Here is a 19,456-nt window from a genome sequence, read left to right as displayed (position 1 = left end):
TCCGGGGTAGCGATCCCTGGTGACGTCAGTTGTTTGTGTGGGTGGGACTGTCGGTCGGGGCGGGCGTTTGTTGGCAGCAATACGGGTATTTCAATGGCGGCAGTCCGACGGTGCCGTCGGGTTGGGTGAATTCTTCGGCGTAGACAATACTCCCGTATTCGGGTTGCGGGTCGAAAGTGCCGTATTTAATGTTGTTGGTGCTGCATTCGCCTACTCCGTAGGAGTCTGCGACGACTAGGGTGCCGTCGGTGCTGCGCAGGAGTTCGTAAGTGTGTCGGACGCCGGTTTTGTGTTCGCCGAGTTCGGCGACCGGGTCGAGGCCGGTCTCGTTCGCCATCCAGGGGTAGGACCATCCGGAGACGCAGGCGTCGACTTCGGCGCCGGTGTCGGTGTCGCGCACGGCTTCGATCTTCGCCGGTGCGGGACCGGCGACGTAGTAGTAGGGGACGTCGGAGTAGGGGCTCTCAGGGTCTATGGCAGTTCCTTGGGATAGTTCGGCGTATCTGGCGATGTAGTCCTCCGTGGCGTAGGTGCGTAGGGCGGGGCTGGAGTAGTCGTGGGCGTTGTTGGCCGCGGCGATGGTGACCTCGGCGTTGATGACGGTGGCGATGCGTTCGTCGTCGAGGTCGGGGGTGCCTTCGGGCCAGATGATCGAGGGGACGGGTAGTCCCTCGAGGTCTTGGGCCGGCCAGGTGACCGGGCCGGCACATCCAGTGAGCGACAGGGCTGTGGTCACGGCGAGGGGGATGCCGAGGTGGCGGGTGCGGGTCATGACAGGGCTCCTTGGAAGCGGTCGAGTTGATAGCGGCCGATTCCGGCGTCTGCGATCCCGGCGGCTCCGTCGCCCTTTTGGGCGAGGACATCGGCCGGGATGTGCTCCGTGGCCATGTCGGTGAGGAGTTCGGTGCGTGCCGCGGTGAGGGCCTCGTCTTCGGGGTTGGTGCCAGCCAGCAGTTCACCGACCCGGGTGCTGTAGTTGTCGGCCCACGCATCGGAAGCGAGCGCTTCTGCACCGGCGACGAGGGCGTCTTTGGGTAGACCGCCGGGCAGGAACCCGACGGCGAACGACCCGGTGTCGATCCAGCCCTGGGCGACCGCGTCCTTGAGCTGTGCGGCGGACAGGTCGTGGGCGATCTCCGTCCCGTCGATCACGCCGTAGAGCGCGGCGATCTTGCTGACTGCTGTCTCGTAGCTGGCGACTTCGGTGTGCCCGCTCGCCGCGCCCATCATGATCTTCGCGAGGTGCTCTGAGCCACCGATCACTTGTTGGGCAGCGGTGTCAGAACTCGTGATCAACCGCAGGAGATCGATAAGGGATGCATCGGAGATCGAGCAGGTCGCACCAGACAGGCCCAACCAGTCAATCACGACACGGGGATCGTATTTCGCGCCTTCTGCGACCGAATTACCGTCCCAGACTCCGGTTTCGATCCAGTACGGCATCTGTGCGTTGACCACGCCGGCCAATGCCTCGAGCCCGGTCTCGGTGAGCCGTTGCTCGCCCTTGAGCACGGTCTCGACCCAGTGGTTGATGATGGCGGCGTTCGCTTCGGCGAGTTTTTTGACCAGGTCCGGGTCGCTTTGTTCAGCGAGGAGTGCGCCTGGGGTGTGTTGAATGGATGCCCAGAGGATGGCGGGTGCGGTGGCGCCGGAGGCGTGGGCCCAGTCGCGTTGGTCGTACCAGAAGTCGAGGTTGTCGGTGGTGGTGAGCCAGTCCAGTGCGGCGGCGGGGTCGTTGGCGATCTGGACGAGGGCGCTGAAGGCGGGGTCCGCCACGACCAGGTGTTCGCCGTTGAACCTGGTGATGAACTCGGGCATCTGTTCGCCCATCGCGGTCATCCCGCCGTTCCACACCCAGGGTGTGCCGTCCTGGATCTCCTTGGTGTGGATGAGATCGGCCAGGGATCGGCTCATCGTCTGGCTCATCGGGGCGCGACCGGTGTCGTAGTAGAGGTAGGCGACGGCCAGCGGCGCGTTGGTTCCTTGCATCAGAGCGGTGTTGAACGAGTCGGCTCGGTCTCGGTCCCAGGTGGCGGAGGCGACCGAGAACGTGGTCCGCAGCCGGGACTGGACCTGCACGATCGAGTCGTGCAGGCTCGTGGACTCGTTGAGGACGTCGAGTTCGTACAGGATGTTCGTCAGGTCCTTGCCGCCGATCTGCCGGATGAAGTCGTCGGCGAGATCCGGGTCGAGGCAGGCGTAGCGCAGGAGCTCGGCCATGCCTGCCAGGGTGGTGGCATCGGCGTCGCGGTCCAGGATGTCCTCGCTGAGCGCGGTCAGTGCCTCGCTCACCTGCCCCGAGGTCAACGGCTGTCCGGGTGTGTGACCGGCACGCACCATCACGGCACCGATACTGATGAAGGCGACGCCGGGTCCGGTCGACATGTCGGCTCTGAGCAGGCTGTTGATGGTGCGGCGTCGGTCGGCGAGTTCCGCGAGCTGGGTCTCGCAGGCGTTGATCTTGCCGCGTTCGCGCTCCTGTGTGGTGGTCGCGGAGACGCGCTGCGCAGGGGTGGATGCGGTGACCGAGTTCCTCAACGCGGTGGCCGCTGCCTGGTGCGCGCTGGCGAGTTGGGTCTGGATCATCTTTTCCACGGTCTGCATCGAGGCGAGTTCGGTGCCGTAGACGCTCATTGCGGTGGCGATGTTGCCCAACCATTGGGTGAAGAGTCCGAGATCGGAGCTGACAGAAATCGCCCGGTCGCGGAACGCGCAGCCGGATTCACCCTGCCAGATGGAATCCGACACCTGGTTGGTCTGGCCGGTGAGCAGGTCCTTGAGCTGCGTCAGGCGCTGGGCGATGTCGTCGAGGATGCCGGTGGCGGAGCCGACTGCTTCGGCATCACCGAGCGAGGGGGTGTCCTCGTCCCATTGCGACATGTTCAGCCCACCTGCCGTCGGTCGGCTTCGGTCCACGCGTCGGCTGCATCGAGCGCAGCGCCTCCGAGGGCGAACACGGCGGTCTGGACTCCGAGCACGCCGTTGTTGCTGGTCTGGCGGATCGTGGCGAGCAGATCGTTCAGGGGCTCGTCGCCGAGGTCGCAGGTGCTGTTCCATTGCATGGTGCCGTCGATGGCCCGTGAAAGGGTTCGTAGAGTCGTACCGATGCTGCGTACCGCGGAGTCGCCGAATCTCAGTGTGGTCATGGTGGTCCTCATTCCGGACTGGTGAAGGGATAAGGGATCTGGATCGTGGTGACGGTTCCACTCGCTGTGTACATCCCGCGTCCGGGCGGGAAGTCGGCGGTGTTCAGGCGCGGGAAGCCCACCCGCAGGACCGCTGCCCCGTCGTCTTGGGCGGGTTGGAGCACGATTCCGCGGCGTGGTGCGCGCAGTTCGTTGAGCGTGCCGGACATGGTCGACCAGGTCGGTGTCTCGGATTCGGCGATGACCAGATGGCCGTGGCGTTTGGCCGCTCGTACTGCGCTGGCGAGAGTGCTCTCGAACTCACCCCCGGCGAGGTCGGCCACACTCTCGATGACCAGGGTGAGGGGTTGTCCGTCGTCTTCGACCGGTGTCTCCACCTGCGGTGTGAGACGGTCGAGCAGCGCGCGGATCTGTTCCGAGCGGCGGGCCGCGGTGGTCCACACGTCGTCCTGATAGGCGGGACTACGGCGGCCACCGATGTAGTAGAGCGGCGCACCGGGAGCGTGGCGGCGCAGGGCGTGGGCCAGGCTCAGGACGGTTGTGGTGCGCCCGGTTCCGGGCATTCCTGCGATCACCATGACCCCACGACGTTCGAAGCCCATCGGCTCCAGGGTGGTGCTCGCGATCCCGAGCACCGGGTGCCCATTGACCTGGTCGGGCATCGCAGCGGCCGGAATCAACGATGCCAGGCGGCGCACCGCAGGGGCAGGCCGCACCCCGTTGCTCAGCAGCTCGTTCGCGATCCGCTCGACGACCAAGGCCTGTCCGGCGGTGTCGCCGATACCGTCGGGTACGGCGATCTGGATTTCCTCGCTGGTGGCGGACATGATGGCGCGTCCGGGCAGAGGGTCGGCTCCCAATGCGTCTTTGGCAACGGCGAGTCCGGTGTAGGAGTTCTCGTCGCTCTGGCGCATGATCAGGCGGGTGGCCACGGAGGCGGACATGGCCGAGGTCATGGCGTTGGGGCGTTCGGCGGCGAGGATGACGTGGATGCCCAGGGGGCGGCCCTCGGCGATCAATCGGGACAGGTTGCCGACCACTCGGGCGGTGAAGGGGTCGTTCTCCAGTGCTTCGCGGAACGCCCCGAGTCCGTCGAGCAACAGGAAGATCCGCGGTTCGTCGATCCCGGTCAGCGCTCGGTAGGTGGTGATCGTCGAGGCATTGGCGGACGAGAACAGCGTTGCCCGGCTGTCCAGTAGCGCGACCATGTCGCCGATCAGCCGCGTGACGCGTTCGGTGTCCGAGCCCGCAACGACGGACCCGACCTGGGGCAGCGTCTCGAGCATCGCCAGCGCGCCCCCGGCGCAGTCGAGTCCGTAGATCCGCACGTGCCCCTGGGCGGTGGCGGCGGACACCGCGAGCGTGCGCAGAAGGGTGCTCTTGCCGGACCCGGAGTTGCCGTAGACCGCGAAGGTGCCCTCCCCGTCGGGCCGGTAGCGGAAGGTGACCTGGGCCTGGTCCGCCGGGACGTCGATCATGCCGAGGGGCAGGTCGCCGTCGGTGTGTCCTGAGTCCAGGTCCAGCGCGAGGACCCCGGGCATCTCGTCGAGCCAGGGGCGTCGCGGGACGGGAATGCCCGCTCGGTCGGCGGCGGCGCACAGTGTCTCGACCACGCGTGCGGCGTCGGTGGGTCCGTCCGCGGCGCGGGGGATCGACGCTTGGGGCGGTGGCGGTACGGTCCATTCCTCGCCGGGGCCGAAGGTCAGGGACTCGATGCCGATGGTGACGGGGGGTGGGGTGTTGGTGGAGTGTCCACCGACGTAGCCGGTCTGGAACATGGCCAGGCGTCCGGGACCGGTGCGGACGGCGCCGCGTCCGGGGATGCGGGGGTCGAAGTGCGCGGCCATGGGGGTGCCGAGGACGTCGCTGGAGTCGGATTCGTCGGCCATGCGCAGCGCGATCCGCAGGTTGGTGTTGGCGCGCAGGTTGTCCTTGATGACGCCGGCGGGGCGTTGGGTCGCGAGCACGAGGTGCAGGCCGAGGGAGCGTCCTCGTTGGGCGACGTCGACGACGCCGTCGACGAACTCGGGGATCTCCTGGACCAGGGCCGCGAACTCGTCGACCACGATGATCAGGGCGGGTGGGGTGCGCGGGTCGCCGGTGCGTTCGAGGGCGAGGAGGTCTTTGGCCTGGGCCTGGGCGAGGAGGTGTTCGCGGTAGCGCAGTTCGGCGCGTAGTGAGGTCAGGGCGCGACGGACCAGGTGTCCGGCGAGGTCGGTGACCAGCCCGACGCAGTGTGGGAGCTTGACGCAGTCGGCGAAGGCGGCGCCGCCCTTGTAGTCGACGAACAAGAAGGTGACGCGGTCGGGGGAGTGGGCGGCGGCCATGCCCATCACCCAGGCCTGCAGGAACTCGGACTTGCCGGAACCGGTGGTCCCACCGACCAGCGCGTGTGGTCCCTGGGAGCGCAGATCGAGGACGAACTCGCCGTCAGTCCCCTGACCGACAATCCCACGCAGATGGGCATCCGAGGTGCGACGGACCGGGTCGCCGGTGCGCTGGAGGATGGAGCCGGTCTCGTTCCACTGCTCGATGACGGCGCCGGGATCGCTGGCGATCTCGGTCCCTGCGACCGACAGGTAGCCGACCGCGCGAGGGAGGTCGGACTCGTCGAGCGTGAGCGCGCCGACATCCGTGACACCCGACAGATGACGGGCCAGGGTCATCGCGGCATCGGGGTCGAGCCGCTCGGGCACGATGTCGTACCAGATGCCGTCCGCGGTCCGGCCGGTGCGGGCGCCCTTGTCGTCGGCGAGGAGGACGGCGCGGCAGGCCGCCGGCAGTCGTCGTTGCGAGTCGGCACGCCAGATCACGATGACACCGGCGGACAGACCCTCCTCGGCGATCCGCACGAGCCGGCCGCGCTCCGCGGGCGCGTCGTCCTCGACGAGCAGGACCACCCACGGCAGGCCGGGCCCGGGTCGCGATCCGCCGGCGCCGAGTCGCTCGGCGATCAGCTCCTCGACCTGGGTGACGACGGTGGCGCAGGCGGCGGGGCTCGTGGCCAAATGTGCCGACAACGGCGAGTGCGGGGAGTCCACGTGCGGGAGCCAGGCCAGCCACTCCCAGCGTGCGGCGCTGGTCAGCGAGGCGACTCCGGCGATCACGACCTCGGCGGGGGAGTGCAGGCACGCGATCTGGGCGAGTAGTGCCCGGGCGACCGGCTCGGCGGCGGACAGATCGCCGGCGATGCCCAGGACCCCCAGGTCGGCGAGCTCGGCGACGTGCGGGACGTCCGGGACGTCGGCGAGTTCGATCAACGCCTCCTGGAGCTCGGCCCAGAGCCCGGCGTCGGCCTGCCCGCGCGGGGGAGGGGCGATGGTGGTGCGTGACGGGGCGGTCCCGTTGCCGAGTCGGATCGACAGGAATCCGGTTTCCTGCGGTCGCGCGGACCACAGCACCGGGGCCAGGCCGAGCGCGGCACCGACCGTCTCGCGAGTGGCCGGGGTCTCGGCGAGGCGAGCCTCCCGCTCGATCGCGTGGTCGGTCGAGATCTGCTGTCGGAGCAGCTCGAGCCCCTCGGTGAAGGCGATGGTCTCGGCGGCGAGTTTCCTGCGTCCGGTGCTGCGGCCGGTCCACCAGTTGCCGATCATCATCATCGGGCTGAGGACGACGAACATCAGCGACATCGGGTTGCGGGTGACGGTGAACATCACCGCGCCCATCAGCACGGGGGCGATCAGCGCCAGTGCGGGGAACCGTGTCGGCTGCGGTGGGGCGGGCACCTCGGGCGCGGGGACGGTCCGCTCCGGGTAGCGCTCGACCAGTCGCGGCGACCGGTTGAACGCCAGCACGGCTCCGGTGGCACCGACCGTGTGGTGGGTGGCGTCCGGGTCGATGACCAGGACCTGGAGCTGGGTGTTGCCCAGCACGATCAGGTCGTCGGGTCGGACCACGCCACGGGTGACCGGGCCGTCCCCGATCAGGACGCCGTTCGCTGATCCGGCGTCGATGATCTCGATCTGGTCGCCCACCAACAGACGTGCGTGCAGACGCGAGACCTGGGTGTCAGTGAGCCTCAGGTCGCAGTCCGGTCCGCGCCCGATGGTCGCGACACCGGCTCCCAGCTCGACCTCACGTCCGGAGTCCGGGCCGCCGACGACGACCAGGCGCACGACGGCGACCGATCCCGAGGTCCCCTCGGAGGTGTCACGTGCGGAAACCACGATGGTCGACCCGGCCCGGAATCCGGCCTCCGTCAGGCCGGTCGCGCGGCGGATCCGACGGAAGTCCACGTCGTCGGTGCGATGGATCCGCAGCTCCGGCGCGCCGGGCACCGCCGAGTCCGGGTCGGCGCGCACCAACGCGTCGGCCAGATCTCCGGCGGTGGCGGTGGCGTCGGTCGTGATGGTGACAGGGGTCGCCGACGCGTTCGGACGGCGGAGGACGACTCGCGTGCGCATGATTCCTCGAGGAGATCTGGACGTGCTCGGACCAGCACGACCGCCCCCTCGGTGTGTCCGAGGGGGCGGTCGTGCTGCGCAGGCTGCGATCAGCCGCGCAGCTGGGCTGCGATCTGCTGATCGGTGTCACGCAGCACCTGGGCGGTGGTCCGCAGGTTCTGGGCGAGCGTGGCGAGGTTCGCCACGGTGCTCCGGGCGGAGCCGGTGAACTGCTCGTAGGTCTCGGTGAACGCCCCCGAGGCCTGGTCGGTGACGAAGCCCGAGGACACCAGGTTCTGGATGTAGGTCTGCAGCTGCTGCAGCTGGTCCTCGAGCTGGGTCTGACCGGAGGTCAGCTGGGTCGCGGCGTTGTCGATCTCGTCGTAGCTGACGTTCAAGTTGGCCATGAAGGTTCCCCTGTGTGGTGACGAAGCGGGCGGGACTGCCCAGGCGGGACAACTTATGCGCTCCGGGTCGCCGATGCGGGCGAAAGAGATGTCAACACCGGTCTTTGGGTGCTAATCCGTGGCGAGTGCGGCCAATGTAAGGATCTCGCCCGCTCTCCGTAGGTGCAGTCCGGACCGGTCTAGGTAGTTGGAGCCGCTTTCTAGGGGCCCATTACTCAGGGTGTGATCTCGATCTGAGATCCGCTATGACCTGCGGAGAAGCTACGATCTGGCGATCGGTCTGTTGCGTCGTCGGGCCATCTGGGCCAGAGTGCAGTCCGTCGTTTTCTGGGGGGTCATGTGTCAGGGATTCGTGCGTTCACTGATGCGCGATGGGGGCGTCGCCGAACCGTGGTCGGCGTGGCGATCATGGCGATTTTGGCGATTTCCACCACGATGTTCCTGACGCGTCCTGCGGCCGCCGACGAGCAGTACGGTCTGCAGACGATCCAGGTCGGCATGAGCGCGGACACCACCGTCCACACGGTCCGCACCGCCAGCGTGACCAAGGACCAGGGCGACCACGTCACCGAGACGGTGGTGGATCTGGACCCGTCGGTGGCGATCGCCGACCTGCCGGTCCGGGTCCAGACCTCCTGGTGGCACGACGGCGGGTCGGGCACCGACCTGTCGGAGCTGGCTGGGAAGTCCGGGCGGTTCGTGGTGCAGGTGAGTGTGCAGGACCTCACCGCTGAGGCCACCGAGCTGAGTGTCGAGACCACCGGCGCGCACTACCGGCAGCAGGCGCTGGTCGGGGTGCCCCTGACCGTGGTGGCGAGTGCGACCGTGAGTTCCGGCGACCGGGTGGTGCAGGCCACCGACGGCGCCGACGACTCCCGGGTCACCAACGGTGTGCTCGCCGAGACCACCGACACGGGCCGCTCGGTGCAGTGGGCGGCGTTCCTCGCCCCGCCGATGCTGTCGCCGACGGCCGATTTCACGCTGGTGATCGACAGCCAGGACTTCCGGGTCCCGGACTTCGACCTCACGGTGCAGCCGGGTCTGGTGACCGATCCGTCGGTGTCGGCGCTGGTGGACCGCGTCTTCGGTGCGGACGGCTACTCCGCGCAGTTGGAAGGCTCGACGATCAGCCTGGTCCAGAACGTCACCGCGCGACTGACCGAGGCGCTGCAGTTCGTGGACGAGGTGCACGAGACCCTGGAGCAGGACGTCTCGCAACTCGGCGAACGAACGTACGGAGAGCTGGAGTCGAGCGCACAGGTCGTGCTGAGCCACCTGGACTCGACCGTGAGCGACCTGGAATCGATCCTGGACAGCACGGTGAGCGGCATCGAGCAGGTCGGGACGCAGACCCGTTCCGGTGTCTCGGCGTTGTCCCGATCGATGGACGACGTCCTCGGAAACACCAGCATCGCACCGAAGCTGACCCCGACTGCTGTGGCCGGATGCTCGGTCACGATGCCCACTCTGGCCGAGGGAGAGGATCGGACGGTCGCGGCCACCGTGTACGTCGCCGATGCCCAGCTGCAGGCGATCACTGACCTGTTCGCTACGGGTCGGGACGCCCCGGCGGACACCTGCCGGGCCGCGCTGCACGAGATGGTGCGCAGCACGATCGGTGACCCGTCCGCGTTGGACGACCCGGCCGCGATGCGGCAGTGCACCGCGACACCGACCGACCGACGCACGGTGGCCTGCACACTGGCAGTCGCCCGCGACACATTGACGAGCGACCTGGACGAGCTCGCCACCATGAGCACGCGGGTCCGGGAGTCCTTCGATCAGCTCGGGGTCTCCGGGCTGACCTCGGCGCTCAGCGGTGAGCACGGATTGGCGACGACGCTGAGCGCCCTGCGCGATCGGCTGGTCGCGGCCGAGGCGAACTCGTCTGAGCTGTCCTCGGAGCTCGCGACCTGGGCGCAGGAGACCGCCACCACGGTCACCCGGGCGAGGGAGCTCACCGACGCGGCCCGGGTGCAGGCCGACGCAGCCCGGTCCGCGGTGTCCGCGCTGCGCGCATCCCGGGACGACCTGCACGAGGCGGTGCTGGGTGACATCGCCGGAAGCCTGTCCGCGATCACGTCGGCGAACGACGACACGGACTCTGTCGGCGAGTGGTTCATCGGATCGGACTACGCCGACGCCCTAACCGCTCTGGTCGGCAGCATGGGCACCACCTGCCCGCAGACGTGGGCGGACGGACTGAGCGTGTCCTCGTCCGCGGCGGACATCGCCGCCGCCTTGGAGCAGTTGACGGGCGGAGGGTGCCCCGCGGGCGACCTCGCGGTCGCCAGTCAGGAGATGGTGGCGGGGTACGCGCAGACCGTCGCGGCGATCGCGGACATGGGTGCGGATGCTCAGGAGGCCACCACGACCCTGGCCGCCGTGGCGAGCAGTTTCGCGAACCTGGACGACGCCCTCGGGGATGTCGAAGCCCTGACCTCGGAGAGCGGAGATCTGAGCGGCGCGCTGAACGCGCTGTCGAGCCCGGCCGGGGACTCCGGTGCGCTGGTGGACATCGGCGCCCGGGTCCAGTCCCTGTCCACGCTGATCACCGACGGCATGATGGGTGAACTGGACCGGGAGCTGTCCGGCCTGGTCACGGTGATCAACGGCATCTGGCCCGATGACACCGTGCAGCCGATCACCGACCCGAGCGGGTGCACCGAGCAGCAGCCCGGTCTCACCGAACGGCCGGAGGCGGCAGGACAGGGTGTGGTGTGGTCGAGCAACCGACTGGTCTGCGTCCAGCACGTCCTCGGTGACCGACTGACCGCGTTGGACGCGCAGATCGACGGCACCTCGCAGAGCACCACCGTCCAGCTCGCTGTGACCGCCGAGCGGACGCAGAGTGCGCTCGACCGGGCGGAGCGGCAGATCGACCTGATGTCCGAGACGCTGACGACGACTCTCATCGAGCAGAAGGACGCGGCGACGGCGAGCTCGTTGGCGTTGATCGACGCGTCGCGGGACCGCATGTCGGCGGAGCTGGCCGCGGTCCTCGCGTCGTACGACCTGACCGCCAGCCAGGTGGTGCAGCGGCTCAGCGACTCGATGGGACGGTCCGCGGCGCAGTCGCGGGCGGTCGCCGCCACGCTCGACGAGGCGTTCACGAATCTGTTGGCGAACCTCGGTTCGCCGGATCCGACCAGCCGGGGCGGCATGCTCGGCAAGTTGCACGGCATCACCACGCAGGTCGGTGAGACCGGCGCCGTGCTCGACTCGGTCGGAACGTCGACCACGGCCTACGGCAACGTCCGTTCAGCAGAACGACGGGACATCGATCTGCGGGCTGCCCAGTTCGAGGCAGCCGAGGCCCGGCTGGCGACATACCGGCCGTTGGCCCAGGTGGATGGCGATCTGACGACGGTCGTGGTGTACCAGCTGCGTGGGGAGGACTGATCGTGCGGGGAAGAACCGCCGGCGGCGCCGTGGTCGCACTCATGGTGCTGAGCACTCTGACCGGATGCGCGAACGAGCAACCACCGCCGGCGGCGGAGGCGTTGCGGCCGGAACTGGTGGTCGATCCGATGCCGGACGGTCCGATCAGGATCGGGGTGCTCGTCCCACCGGTCGAGGGCACGGGATCCGCGTTCCGGTCGATGGTCGAGGGCGTGCGGGTCGCCGGGTACCGCTTCGAGCTGGGTGGCGCTGAGATCGAGTACGCGGTGGCATTGGACGACGGCACCACCGACGGGGCCGAGACGGCGATGTCCTCGTTGCTGGACTCCGGTGTGGTCGGCGTCGTGATGGCCACCCAGGGGGACCACCTCACGCAGGCGCTGTCCGTTGCAGACGGCGCCGAGACCGCGGTGCTGCTGCCCTACTCGACCTGGGACGGCGATGGCGTGTGGTCGTTGGCGCCCAGCGCGCAGGCAGTGGTGGGACAGGTGGAGTCCGCGCTGGCCGAGGCGGAGGCGGAACGTCCCTACGTCGTCGTCGCGGAGGGCCGGACCCTGGATCTGGACGCGGCTCGGACCGGAACCCTCGCCGACGTCTCGGCGACGGCAGGGGAGATCGTCATGGCCCTGGAGTCCCGCGAGATCGACTCGGTGGTCATCGACGGTCCAGCCGCGCAGCAGGCTGCGATGGTGGTCGCGTTGCAGGGCGGCCTGGGCTCCCGTCAGCTGCCCATCGTGCTCACCCCGGAGGCGCTGACCCCGATGTTCGGCGACATCGTGAGCAGGAACGGGACAACGGCCGGCTGGATGTACAGCGTGGGCACCGAGTCCGGCGATCACGTCGCCGCGGCGGAGTCGGAGCAGGGCGGACAAGCGGCGGTGTTCTTCTCCGCGCTGCGGTTGGCTGCGGGTGACCTCAGCTGCGAGAACATCTACTCCGACGACGTCTGCGCTGTCGGCGTTCCCCGTGCGGATGTGGCGAGCCATGACGCGACGGTCGCGCTGACCCGAGCGGCGGAGGCAGCCGGGTCCACCGATCCGGCCGAGGTTCGCACGGCATTGTCCGGACTGGTGCTCGACCACGAGAACGGCTTGGTCGGACCGGTGCTGGACTTCGGGCGGTCGCAGGCACTGTCCGACGAGGACGTGGTGGTGCTGCACGCCTCGACGTCGGACCCGGGGGTGCGCCCGCTCGCCCCGGACGGCGCCGCGGCCGCATCGGTGTTCTGGTTCGTCGGGGACTCTTCGTGACTGATGTGGGCGCCTCCGGGCGCGCCCTCGGCAGTCGATACATCCTGGTTGAGCGGATCGGTCAAGGGGCTTCCGGCGAGGTGTGGCGGGCGACCGACCGTCAGACCGGGCACTCAGTGGCGGCGAAGCTGCTGTGGCCACAGCACGGCTCGGACCCGGAGATCCTGACCCGGTTCATGAACGAGCGGTCCGTGCTGCTCGGCCTCGACCACCCGCACATCGTCACGGTGCACGACTTCGTCGTCGAGGGGCAGGACCTCGCCATCGTGATGGACCTGATCGCGGGTCCGAGCGTCGCCACGCTGCTCGCTCGGCGAGGCCCGCTGTCCGCCGCGCTCGCGGTCCCGCTGGCGGCCTCGGTGCTGGACGCGTTGGAGAGGGCGCACCGGCAGGGGGTGATCCACCGCGACGTGAAGCCGGACAACATCCTGCTGGCCAGCGCGGATGATCCCACGCCAGAGGACGTGCGGTTGGCCGACTTCGGCATCGCCGGGATCATGTCGGACGAGGGCGCACCGGCGACCGAACTGATCGGCACGCCGAACTACATGCCGCCGGAGCTGGTGTCCTACGGCAAGTTCGGGCCCGCATCGGATGTCTACGCCGTCGGTGTCGTGCTGTACGAGATGCTGAGCGGGCGCACCCCGTTCGCCGGTCCGGGCACCAACGTCACAGTGGCGATGCGCCAGGTGAACGCGGCGCCGCCCCGGTTGCGGATCGACGACGCGCTCTGGCGCATCCTCGATCTGATGCTCGCGAAGGACCCGGGCCGGCGCTCGTCCGCGGCCTCGGCTGCTGCTCTGCTGCGCCGGTTGCCGGCGTCCGCTCTGCGGGTGGAGCCGCTCGCGCCGCAGCCGACGCCGGACGGCTGGGTGGACAGCGCGGTGGTGCTGCCGTCGAAGGCCGTGGTCGAGCTGGCACTGGGTGGGGCAGCGTCGAGCCTCCCGTCCGATACCGAGGAATCGAGCGGGATGGACGCGACCTCGTTGCGGCCGATGAAGCCCCTCGGGCGTCCCGTGCCGGCGACGGCCGAGGCCGACCCGCCCGACGACTTCGGCGCCACCATGATGAAGGCGGCGACGCGGCCGGACACCCGGGTGGTGCCACGTCGCTCGGGACCGGTCGGTATGTCCCGCCGCGCGAAGCTGCTGATCGGGGTCGGGTCCACCCTGGCGGTGGCCGGGGCGGGCGTCGGGCTGTTGCAGGCCGGAGTCTTCGAGTCCACCAGCACCGAGGCGGAGGTGGAGATCACCACCACGCCGGCACACGTGAACGGCACCAACCTGGCGACCGGGCTGCGGATGGACCTGGACGCCGCGTACGACGACGCCGCGGGCTCCACCACGCTCACCCTGACGGTGTCCGCCGCCCCCCACGCGCCGCTGCGGGGCGACCTGCTGCTCGTGACCCCCGGCCTGTCGGGCGGCGAGTGCGCGCCGGTGACCGAGCAGGACGGCGTGGTCACCCGGGTGCGGGCCTCCGTCGACGGCCTGGACCTCGACTGCGCCTACCGGGTGGAGGACGTCCTCGTCGCGGGTGGGCAGTCGGTGACGATCGACCTGGTCGCAGAACTGGACCTGGTGGATGAGGACGGCTCCGTGCCGAGCGACTTCGGTGACTGGTTGACCAGCGTGCGGGAGGCCACCGACGCGGGGCTGTCGGCGGTCACCGGGACCTCGTTCCCGTTGCAACGCGTCGGCGGCATCCGGGTGGAACCGACCGATGTCACCCTGTCCGGATCGTCGACCGCGGTGCCGTACCGGGTGGTCGCGACCTGGTCGTCGGGCGGTGCGGACGACGGGACCGAGCTGTTCACCCAGGACACCACGGACGGGATGGAGGTCGACCTGCTGACCGGGCTCACCGGTGGCGAGGGACTGGACGGCGTGACCGTGTCGGCCTGCAACGCCGCGCAGGTGATCGGTGTCCGGGTGCTGGCCGAGCAGCCCGAGTCCAGCTGCGGGCTGCGGGTGACGGTGGGAGCGCTGGACTCCGGGGAGTCGGCGTTCGGGATCAGGATGCGCTGAGCGGATCGGGCAGTCCCCACCGCTCACGCAACGCCCGTCGTGCCGCCCGGTACCCGGCCATGCCGTGCACTCCCGGCCCGGGCGGCTCGGAGGCCGAGCACAGGTACACCCCGTCGACTCCGGTCCGGTAGGGAGCGTGGCCGGGCAACGGACCGGCCAGCAGGCGGCGCAGCGTCAGCGTGCCGCCGGAGATGTCGCCCCCGACCAACGAGCGGTCGTGGGCGGACATCCGCGCGGCGGGGATGCCGTGCGCGGCGACGACCGTGTCCCGGAACCCGGGGGCGAAGCGCTCGATCTGGGCGAGCACCATCGGCACCGGGTCCCGCGGCGACCCGAACGGGACATGGGCGTACGCCCAGATCGGGCGCAGCTGACCCCGGGCGCGACCAGGATCGGCGACCGCGGGATCGGCGAGCAGCACGTAGGGCTGCTCGGCGTGACGACCGGCGGCGACCTCCCGTTCCGCGGCGTCGATCTGCCCTCGGCCGCCGCCGAGGTGGACGGTGACGGCCTGCCCCGCGCGCGGGTCGGCCCAGGGGATCGCTCCGCGCACCACCAGATCGACCTTGGCGGCGGCACCGGGGCCGTAGGGGTGGGAGCCGAGCCGGGTCGGCAGTGCGCCCGGCACCGCTCGGGCGACCGTCTCGGGGGCGGTGGCGAACAGCGTGGCCCGCGCCGATGGCAGATCCGCCGGCCCACGCACCGGGTGGTCGGTGACGATGCGTCCGTCGTGTGCGGTCAGGTCGGCGACCAGCGCGTCGACGACCGAGCCGGATCCGCCGCGGGGGACCGGCCAGCCCCTGCCGTGGTGCGCGAGCGCGGTCAGCAGGACCGCGGTGCCGGTCGCGGTCGGCCGTCGTAGCGGGGTGATGGCGTGCGCGGACACCCCCGCGAGGAGGGCGGCGGTCCGGGCGTCGGCCGGTGGCCGGAAGGTCAGGGCGGCACTGGCGCGGAGCACGGCGGACACCGCTCGTGCGTCCGTGACCCGGCCGGGGGAGTCGAGGAGCAGATCGGCGACGCCGGGACCGATCGGCTCGATCACCCGTCGCCACCATGCCCCGCCCGCCGGCCCGAGATCGTGCGCCGTGCGGTCCCGGTCGTGCCAGGCCACCACGGCCCGCGCGCCGTCCAACGGATGCGCGAAGGACGCCTCCGGGGTCAGCAGCTCCACCCGGCCGAGCAGGTCGATCGCGCGGAAGAACGGCGACGCCCACGCCATCGGATGCACCGCTGAGCACAGGTCGTGCCGGATGCCCTCCGCCAGACCCAGGTCGACCGTGCGGGCGCCGCCGCCCGGGGTGGGCTGCTCCTCCAGCACCACCACCTCCAGCCCCGCCCGGGCCAGGGTGACGGCGGCCGCGAGTCCGTTGGGTCCGGAACCCACCACCACGGCGTCCAGGGTCATGGGGCGACGGTAGGCGGACGTGCGGCGCCGCGCAGGTCAGCGCGGCCGCCACCCCTGCGCCGTCCGCACTACGGTCTCCTCCCACGGTGACCCGGTCACCCCGAACGCCTCGGTGGTCGCCGCGGCGTCCAGCACGAACGGCCGCTGGAACTGCCACAGCACCTCTTGCAGCTCCCGCATGATCGGCACCACCGGCGCCGACAGCGTGATCGCCGCCGTCGGGACCCGCCGCAGCCGTGGCGCGGGCGCACCGATCGCCGCGCCCAGGTCGGTGAGCGCCTGTCGCATGCTGCGTGGCCCGGCGGCGGGGACGTGCCAGGGCTCGCCCCAGGCGCGCTCGTCGTCCGCGACGAGGGCGAGCAGCCGGGCCACGTCCTCGCTGTCGCTGAAGGTGTGCGGCACGTCGGGATCGCCGAACACCCAGGCGGCCCGGCCGCGCAGGGTCACGTCGGCGTAGCGGCGCAGCATGGCCCCGGCCGCGGTGACCTCCGGCCCGATGTAGTCGGCGGCGCGCACCTCGGTGGCCCGGACCCGCCCCGCACGGTGGGCGGCCAGGGCGTCCTGCCACATCCGGTTGCGGAGCCGGCCCTTGTGACCGGTGGCGGCCAGGGGCAGGTCCCGGCTGATCGGGACGTCCACCGGGCCGTAGCCGTAGAGGTTGCCCAGGGTGACCAGGACGGCTCCGCTGCGCTCGGCGGCGGTGAGCAGGGCGGCGGCGAGCGGGGGCCACTCGGCTTCCCACCGGGTGTAGTCGCCCGGGTTCGCGCAGTTGAAGACGGTGGCGGCGCCGGTGGCGAGCTCGGTCAGGCGTGCGGGGTCGGCGGCGTTCGCCGCGACCCGGGTGACGCCGGGAAGGTCCGGTCCGCGACCGGACCGGGTGACGACGGTGACGGTGTCCCCGGCGGCGACCAGGCGACGCACGAGTGCGCTGCCGATCGGTCCGGCGCCGACGACGAGGCGGTGTGCCATGCTGACTCCTCAAAGGGTGAACAGTGTTCTCTGTTGTGAACAGTGTTCACGTTTTTCGGACGCGGCGCAAGGAGATGGGAGGCTGATCCCGTGGAGCAGCAGGGACGACCTGAAGGCGTGCGGGCGCGTGCCCGCCGCGAGCTGGTGCGGCGGATCGCCGACGTGGCCCGGGAGCAGCTGGCCGAGGTCGGTGCGTCGGGGCTGTCGGTCCGGGCGGTGACCCGGCAGCTCGGGATGGCGCCGTCGGCCGTCTACCGGTACTTCCCCAGCCGGGATGCGCTGCTGACCGCGTTGATCGTGGATGCCTACCAGGGGTTGGCCGATGCGGTCGCGGCCGCGGAGGCCGCGGTGGCTCGCGACGACCTGACCGGTCGGTGGCGAGCGGTGTTCCGGGCGGTGCGCGCCTGGGGGCGGGAGCGGCCGCACGAGTACGCGCTGATCTACGGGTCTCCGGTGCCCGGGTACGTCGCGCCGGAGGAGACGGCGGAACCCGCGTCCCGGGTGCCGCTGCTGTTGGCCGCGATCGTCTGCGAGGCCTGGGTCGCGGAGCGCGGGGAGATCCCGGTCGGAGCCTCGATCGACGCCACGGCGCGCCGAGCCGAGCTCGCGGCCGCCTTCGCCGCCGACACTGCGCAGCTGACCACGGACGGACTGGTCGACGACGTCCGGCGTCTGCTCCACTTCCTCCAGGTCGCCCGCCCGGACCTGGTGCTGGACGGGATGCCCGCGGACCGGGCGCTCGCGGTGGTGGACGCGTGGACCGAGCTCATCGGGGCCGTGGGCTTCGAGCTGTTCGGGCACTACCGCCGGGTGATCGACGCGCGTGCCGAACACCTGGATGCGGTCGCACGTCGCACCGCGGAGCGGGCCGGCGTCAGCTGAGGGCGAGCCCCTCGATCACCTCCGCCCCGGGCAGCCGGGCCAGCAGCGCGCCCGGCAGGGCCAGCTTGGACCGGCGCAGGCCGGAGCCGATGATCACCAGGTCCTCGGCCTCCGGGTTCGGCGCGACCACCCGCGAGTCGATCAGGACCCGGTAGTCCGCCGGGAGCCCGACCGGGGTGATGCCGCCGTACTCCATCCCGGAGCCGGCAACCGCGCGCTCCATCGGCAGGAACGACGCCTTGCGCACGTCCAGCAGCCGCTTGACCGCGTTGTTGACGTCGGCCCGGGTGGTGGCGCGCACGACGGCCGCGGCGATCCGCTCCTGCCCCTCCCGGCGTCCGGCCACCAGCACGCAGTTGCCGGAGCCCGACAGCGGCAGGTCGTAGGCCTCGGTCAGGGCGGCGGTGTCGGCGAGCTCCGGGTCGATCGCGGTGACCACGAGTCCGGTCGCGACCTCGGGATCGGTGGCGGCCCAGGCGGTGACCGCGGCGGCGGTGGGGGCGGCGAGCAGGTCGAGGTGATCGACGGCGGGGGACCAGGTCAGCGTTCCGAGAGACATGGCGGCAGGCTAATCGGCGTGCGTGCCGGTGTCGCCGTTCCGTCCGGGATCTGGGGACCACGGGGCGGCCCGCCCGGCTGTGGACGGCCGGGCGGGCCGTGGTCCCCGGTCAGTGCGCGTAGGTGGGGGTGAGCGTCGCGCGGGCCACGGTGTGGAACAGGGCGGTGAAGGCCGCCGCGGTCGGCGTGGTGTCCGGGCCGAGGTCGAGCTGCTCCACGTCCAGCGCGTGCACCGCGAAGACGTAGCGGTGCGGGCGGTCGCCCGGCGGCGGCGCGGCGCCCAGGTAGCCGACGGTGCCGCCGTCGTTGCGCAGCTGACGTGCGCCGGGCGGCAGGAGCGCGCCGTCGGGGTGGCCCGCACCCCGGGCGAGCGACACGGTGGTGACCGGGACGTCCAGCACGGTCCAGTGCCAGAAGCCGGCCGGGGTCGGTGCGTCCGGGTCGAAGCAGCTCACCAGGAAGGACCGGGTGCTCTCCGGGAACCCGGACCACTCCAGCGCGGGGGACAGGTCGTCGCCGTCCCCGGTGAACCGGGCGTCCAGCGCGACGTGCTGGCTGGCGTCGGTGCTGCTCAGGTCAAATCCGGGCACCTCCGGCAGCAGGGAGTAGGGCTCCGGTGCCTCCGGGCGGGCGAGTGAGAACGGCATGGTGCTCCTCGGGTCGTCGGTCGTCCTGGTCATCATGCCGCGCGGGGTCGAACGGCTCGACCGGAGGGGTCGCCCACCGCCTCGAAGCCGGATTGACACCCCGGCCGTGTCAGCGTCTACTGGCAGAATCGAACACATGTTCGAATAGCGACGGCCGGGAGGAGGTGCGGGATGACGGCGACCACGGATCGGGCGGAACGGATCGCCCTCGCCCGTGCCGCACTGGCCTCCGCGGAACTGCGGACCGGTGCCCGGCAGATCACGGTGCCCGCTCGGCAGCAGTCCCGGCCGGAGCAGAGCCTGGCACGCGCGGGTGACAGCGGATCGGCGGTCGCGATCGCGGGCGATGACGGTGCTGCCCGCCCTGCGCCGGATCCCACC

At 70.7% G+C, this 19,456-nt stretch carries 14 protein-coding genes; 5 read left to right on the top strand and 9 right to left on the bottom strand.

Annotation, left to right across the window (positions count from 1 at the left end; all coding sequences use genetic code 11):
• Nucleotides 1-25 precede the first annotated feature (25 nt).
• The 5 genes from OGL89_RS12585 to OGL89_RS12565 all read right to left on the bottom strand — a co-directional run bounded on the left by OGL89_RS12585 (nt 26) and on the right by OGL89_RS12565 (nt 7,935).
• Nucleotides 26-772: a hypothetical protein gene (locus OGL89_RS12585; protein ID WP_263120496.1), complete on the bottom strand. Its 747-nt coding sequence runs from the start codon at nt 770-772 to the stop codon at nt 26-28.
• Nucleotides 769-2,880 (bottom strand): hypothetical protein, encoded by a 2,112-nt coding sequence (locus OGL89_RS12580; RefSeq protein WP_263120495.1) that lies wholly within the window; start codon nt 2,878-2,880, stop codon nt 769-771. Before OGL89_RS12580 ends, OGL89_RS12585 begins: the two co-directional genes overlap by 4 nt.
• 2 nt (nt 2,881-2,882) lie before the next feature.
• Entirely contained in the window at nt 2,883-3,146 is a 264-nt protein-coding gene (locus tag OGL89_RS12575) for a hypothetical protein (protein WP_263120494.1), read from the bottom strand.
• A gap of 8 nt (nt 3,147-3,154) precedes the next feature.
• Nucleotides 3,155-7,549 carry an FtsK/SpoIIIE domain-containing protein gene (locus OGL89_RS12570; protein WP_263120493.1) on the bottom strand — a complete coding sequence of 1,465 codons (4,395 nt, stop codon included), beginning with the start codon at nt 7,547-7,549 and terminating at the stop codon, nt 3,155-3,157.
• An 89-nt stretch (nt 7,550-7,638) separates the two neighbouring features.
• Nucleotides 7,639-7,935 carry a WXG100 family type VII secretion target gene (locus OGL89_RS12565; protein WP_263120492.1) on the bottom strand — a complete coding sequence of 99 codons (297 nt, stop codon included), beginning with the start codon at nt 7,933-7,935 and terminating at the stop codon, nt 7,639-7,641.
• A 417-nt stretch (nt 7,936-8,352) separates the two neighbouring features.
• On the opposite strand from OGL89_RS12565, the gene OGL89_RS12560 reads away from it, so the two are divergent.
• From OGL89_RS12560 to OGL89_RS12550, 3 genes are read left to right on the top strand one after another with little or no spacing between them, the layout of a single operon-like run.
• On the top strand, nt 8,353-11,337 hold the full coding sequence (locus OGL89_RS12560; protein WP_263120491.1) for a hypothetical protein: 2,985 nt from the start codon (nt 8,353-8,355) through the stop codon (nt 11,335-11,337).
• Between the two features lie 2 nt (nt 11,338-11,339).
• Complete coding sequence (locus OGL89_RS12555; RefSeq protein WP_263120490.1) at nt 11,340-12,587, top strand: hypothetical protein; 1,248 nt, start codon at nt 11,340-11,342, stop codon at nt 12,585-12,587.
• Nucleotides 12,584-14,614 (top strand): serine/threonine-protein kinase, encoded by a 2,031-nt coding sequence (locus OGL89_RS12550; protein ID WP_346770709.1) that lies wholly within the window; start codon nt 12,584-12,586, stop codon nt 14,612-14,614. The genes OGL89_RS12555 and OGL89_RS12550 overlap by 4 nt, the downstream gene beginning before the upstream one ends.
• Here OGL89_RS12550 and OGL89_RS12545 read toward each other — a convergent pair.
• Both OGL89_RS12545 and OGL89_RS12540 read right to left on the bottom strand, forming a co-directional pair.
• A complete protein-coding gene (locus OGL89_RS12545; protein ID WP_263120489.1) occupies nt 14,601-16,019 on the bottom strand; it encodes an NAD(P)/FAD-dependent oxidoreductase in 1,419 nt (472 codons plus the stop codon). The two genes, OGL89_RS12550 and OGL89_RS12545, sit on opposite strands and share 14 nt — an antisense overlap.
• Nucleotides 16,020-16,055: 36 nt before the next feature.
• Entirely contained in the window at nt 16,056-16,988 is a 933-nt protein-coding gene (locus OGL89_RS12540; protein ID WP_263120488.1) for an NAD-dependent epimerase/dehydratase family protein, read from the bottom strand.
• 90 nt (nt 16,989-17,078) lie between these two features.
• On the opposite strand from OGL89_RS12540, the gene OGL89_RS12535 reads away from it, so the two are divergent.
• Entirely contained in the window at nt 17,079-17,870 is a 792-nt protein-coding gene (locus OGL89_RS12535) for a TetR/AcrR family transcriptional regulator (RefSeq protein WP_263120487.1), read from the top strand.
• Here OGL89_RS12535 and OGL89_RS12530 read toward each other — a convergent pair.
• Both OGL89_RS12530 and OGL89_RS12525 read right to left on the bottom strand, forming a co-directional pair.
• Nucleotides 17,863-18,429: a YbaK/EbsC family protein gene (locus OGL89_RS12530; RefSeq protein ID WP_263120486.1), complete on the bottom strand. Its 567-nt coding sequence runs from the start codon at nt 18,427-18,429 to the stop codon at nt 17,863-17,865. The two genes, OGL89_RS12535 and OGL89_RS12530, sit on opposite strands and share 8 nt — an antisense overlap.
• A gap of 109 nt (nt 18,430-18,538) precedes the next feature.
• Nucleotides 18,539-19,075 (bottom strand): YbhB/YbcL family Raf kinase inhibitor-like protein, encoded by a 537-nt coding sequence (locus tag OGL89_RS12525; protein ID WP_263120485.1) that lies wholly within the window; start codon nt 19,073-19,075, stop codon nt 18,539-18,541.
• A 171-nt stretch (nt 19,076-19,246) separates the two neighbouring features.
• Between OGL89_RS12525 and OGL89_RS12520 the strand changes: the two genes are divergently transcribed.
• A partial coding sequence (locus tag OGL89_RS12520) for a hypothetical protein (RefSeq protein WP_263120484.1) occupies nt 19,247-19,456 on the top strand: 210 nt, incomplete at its 3' end.

This window comes from Cellulomonas sp. RIT-PI-Y, assembly GCF_025642745.1.
Lineage (GTDB): Bacteria > Actinomycetota > Actinomycetes > Actinomycetales > Cellulomonadaceae > Cellulomonas.
Note: the sequence above shows the minus strand (reverse complement) of the source record. Positions and strands in the feature narration are given on the sequence as shown.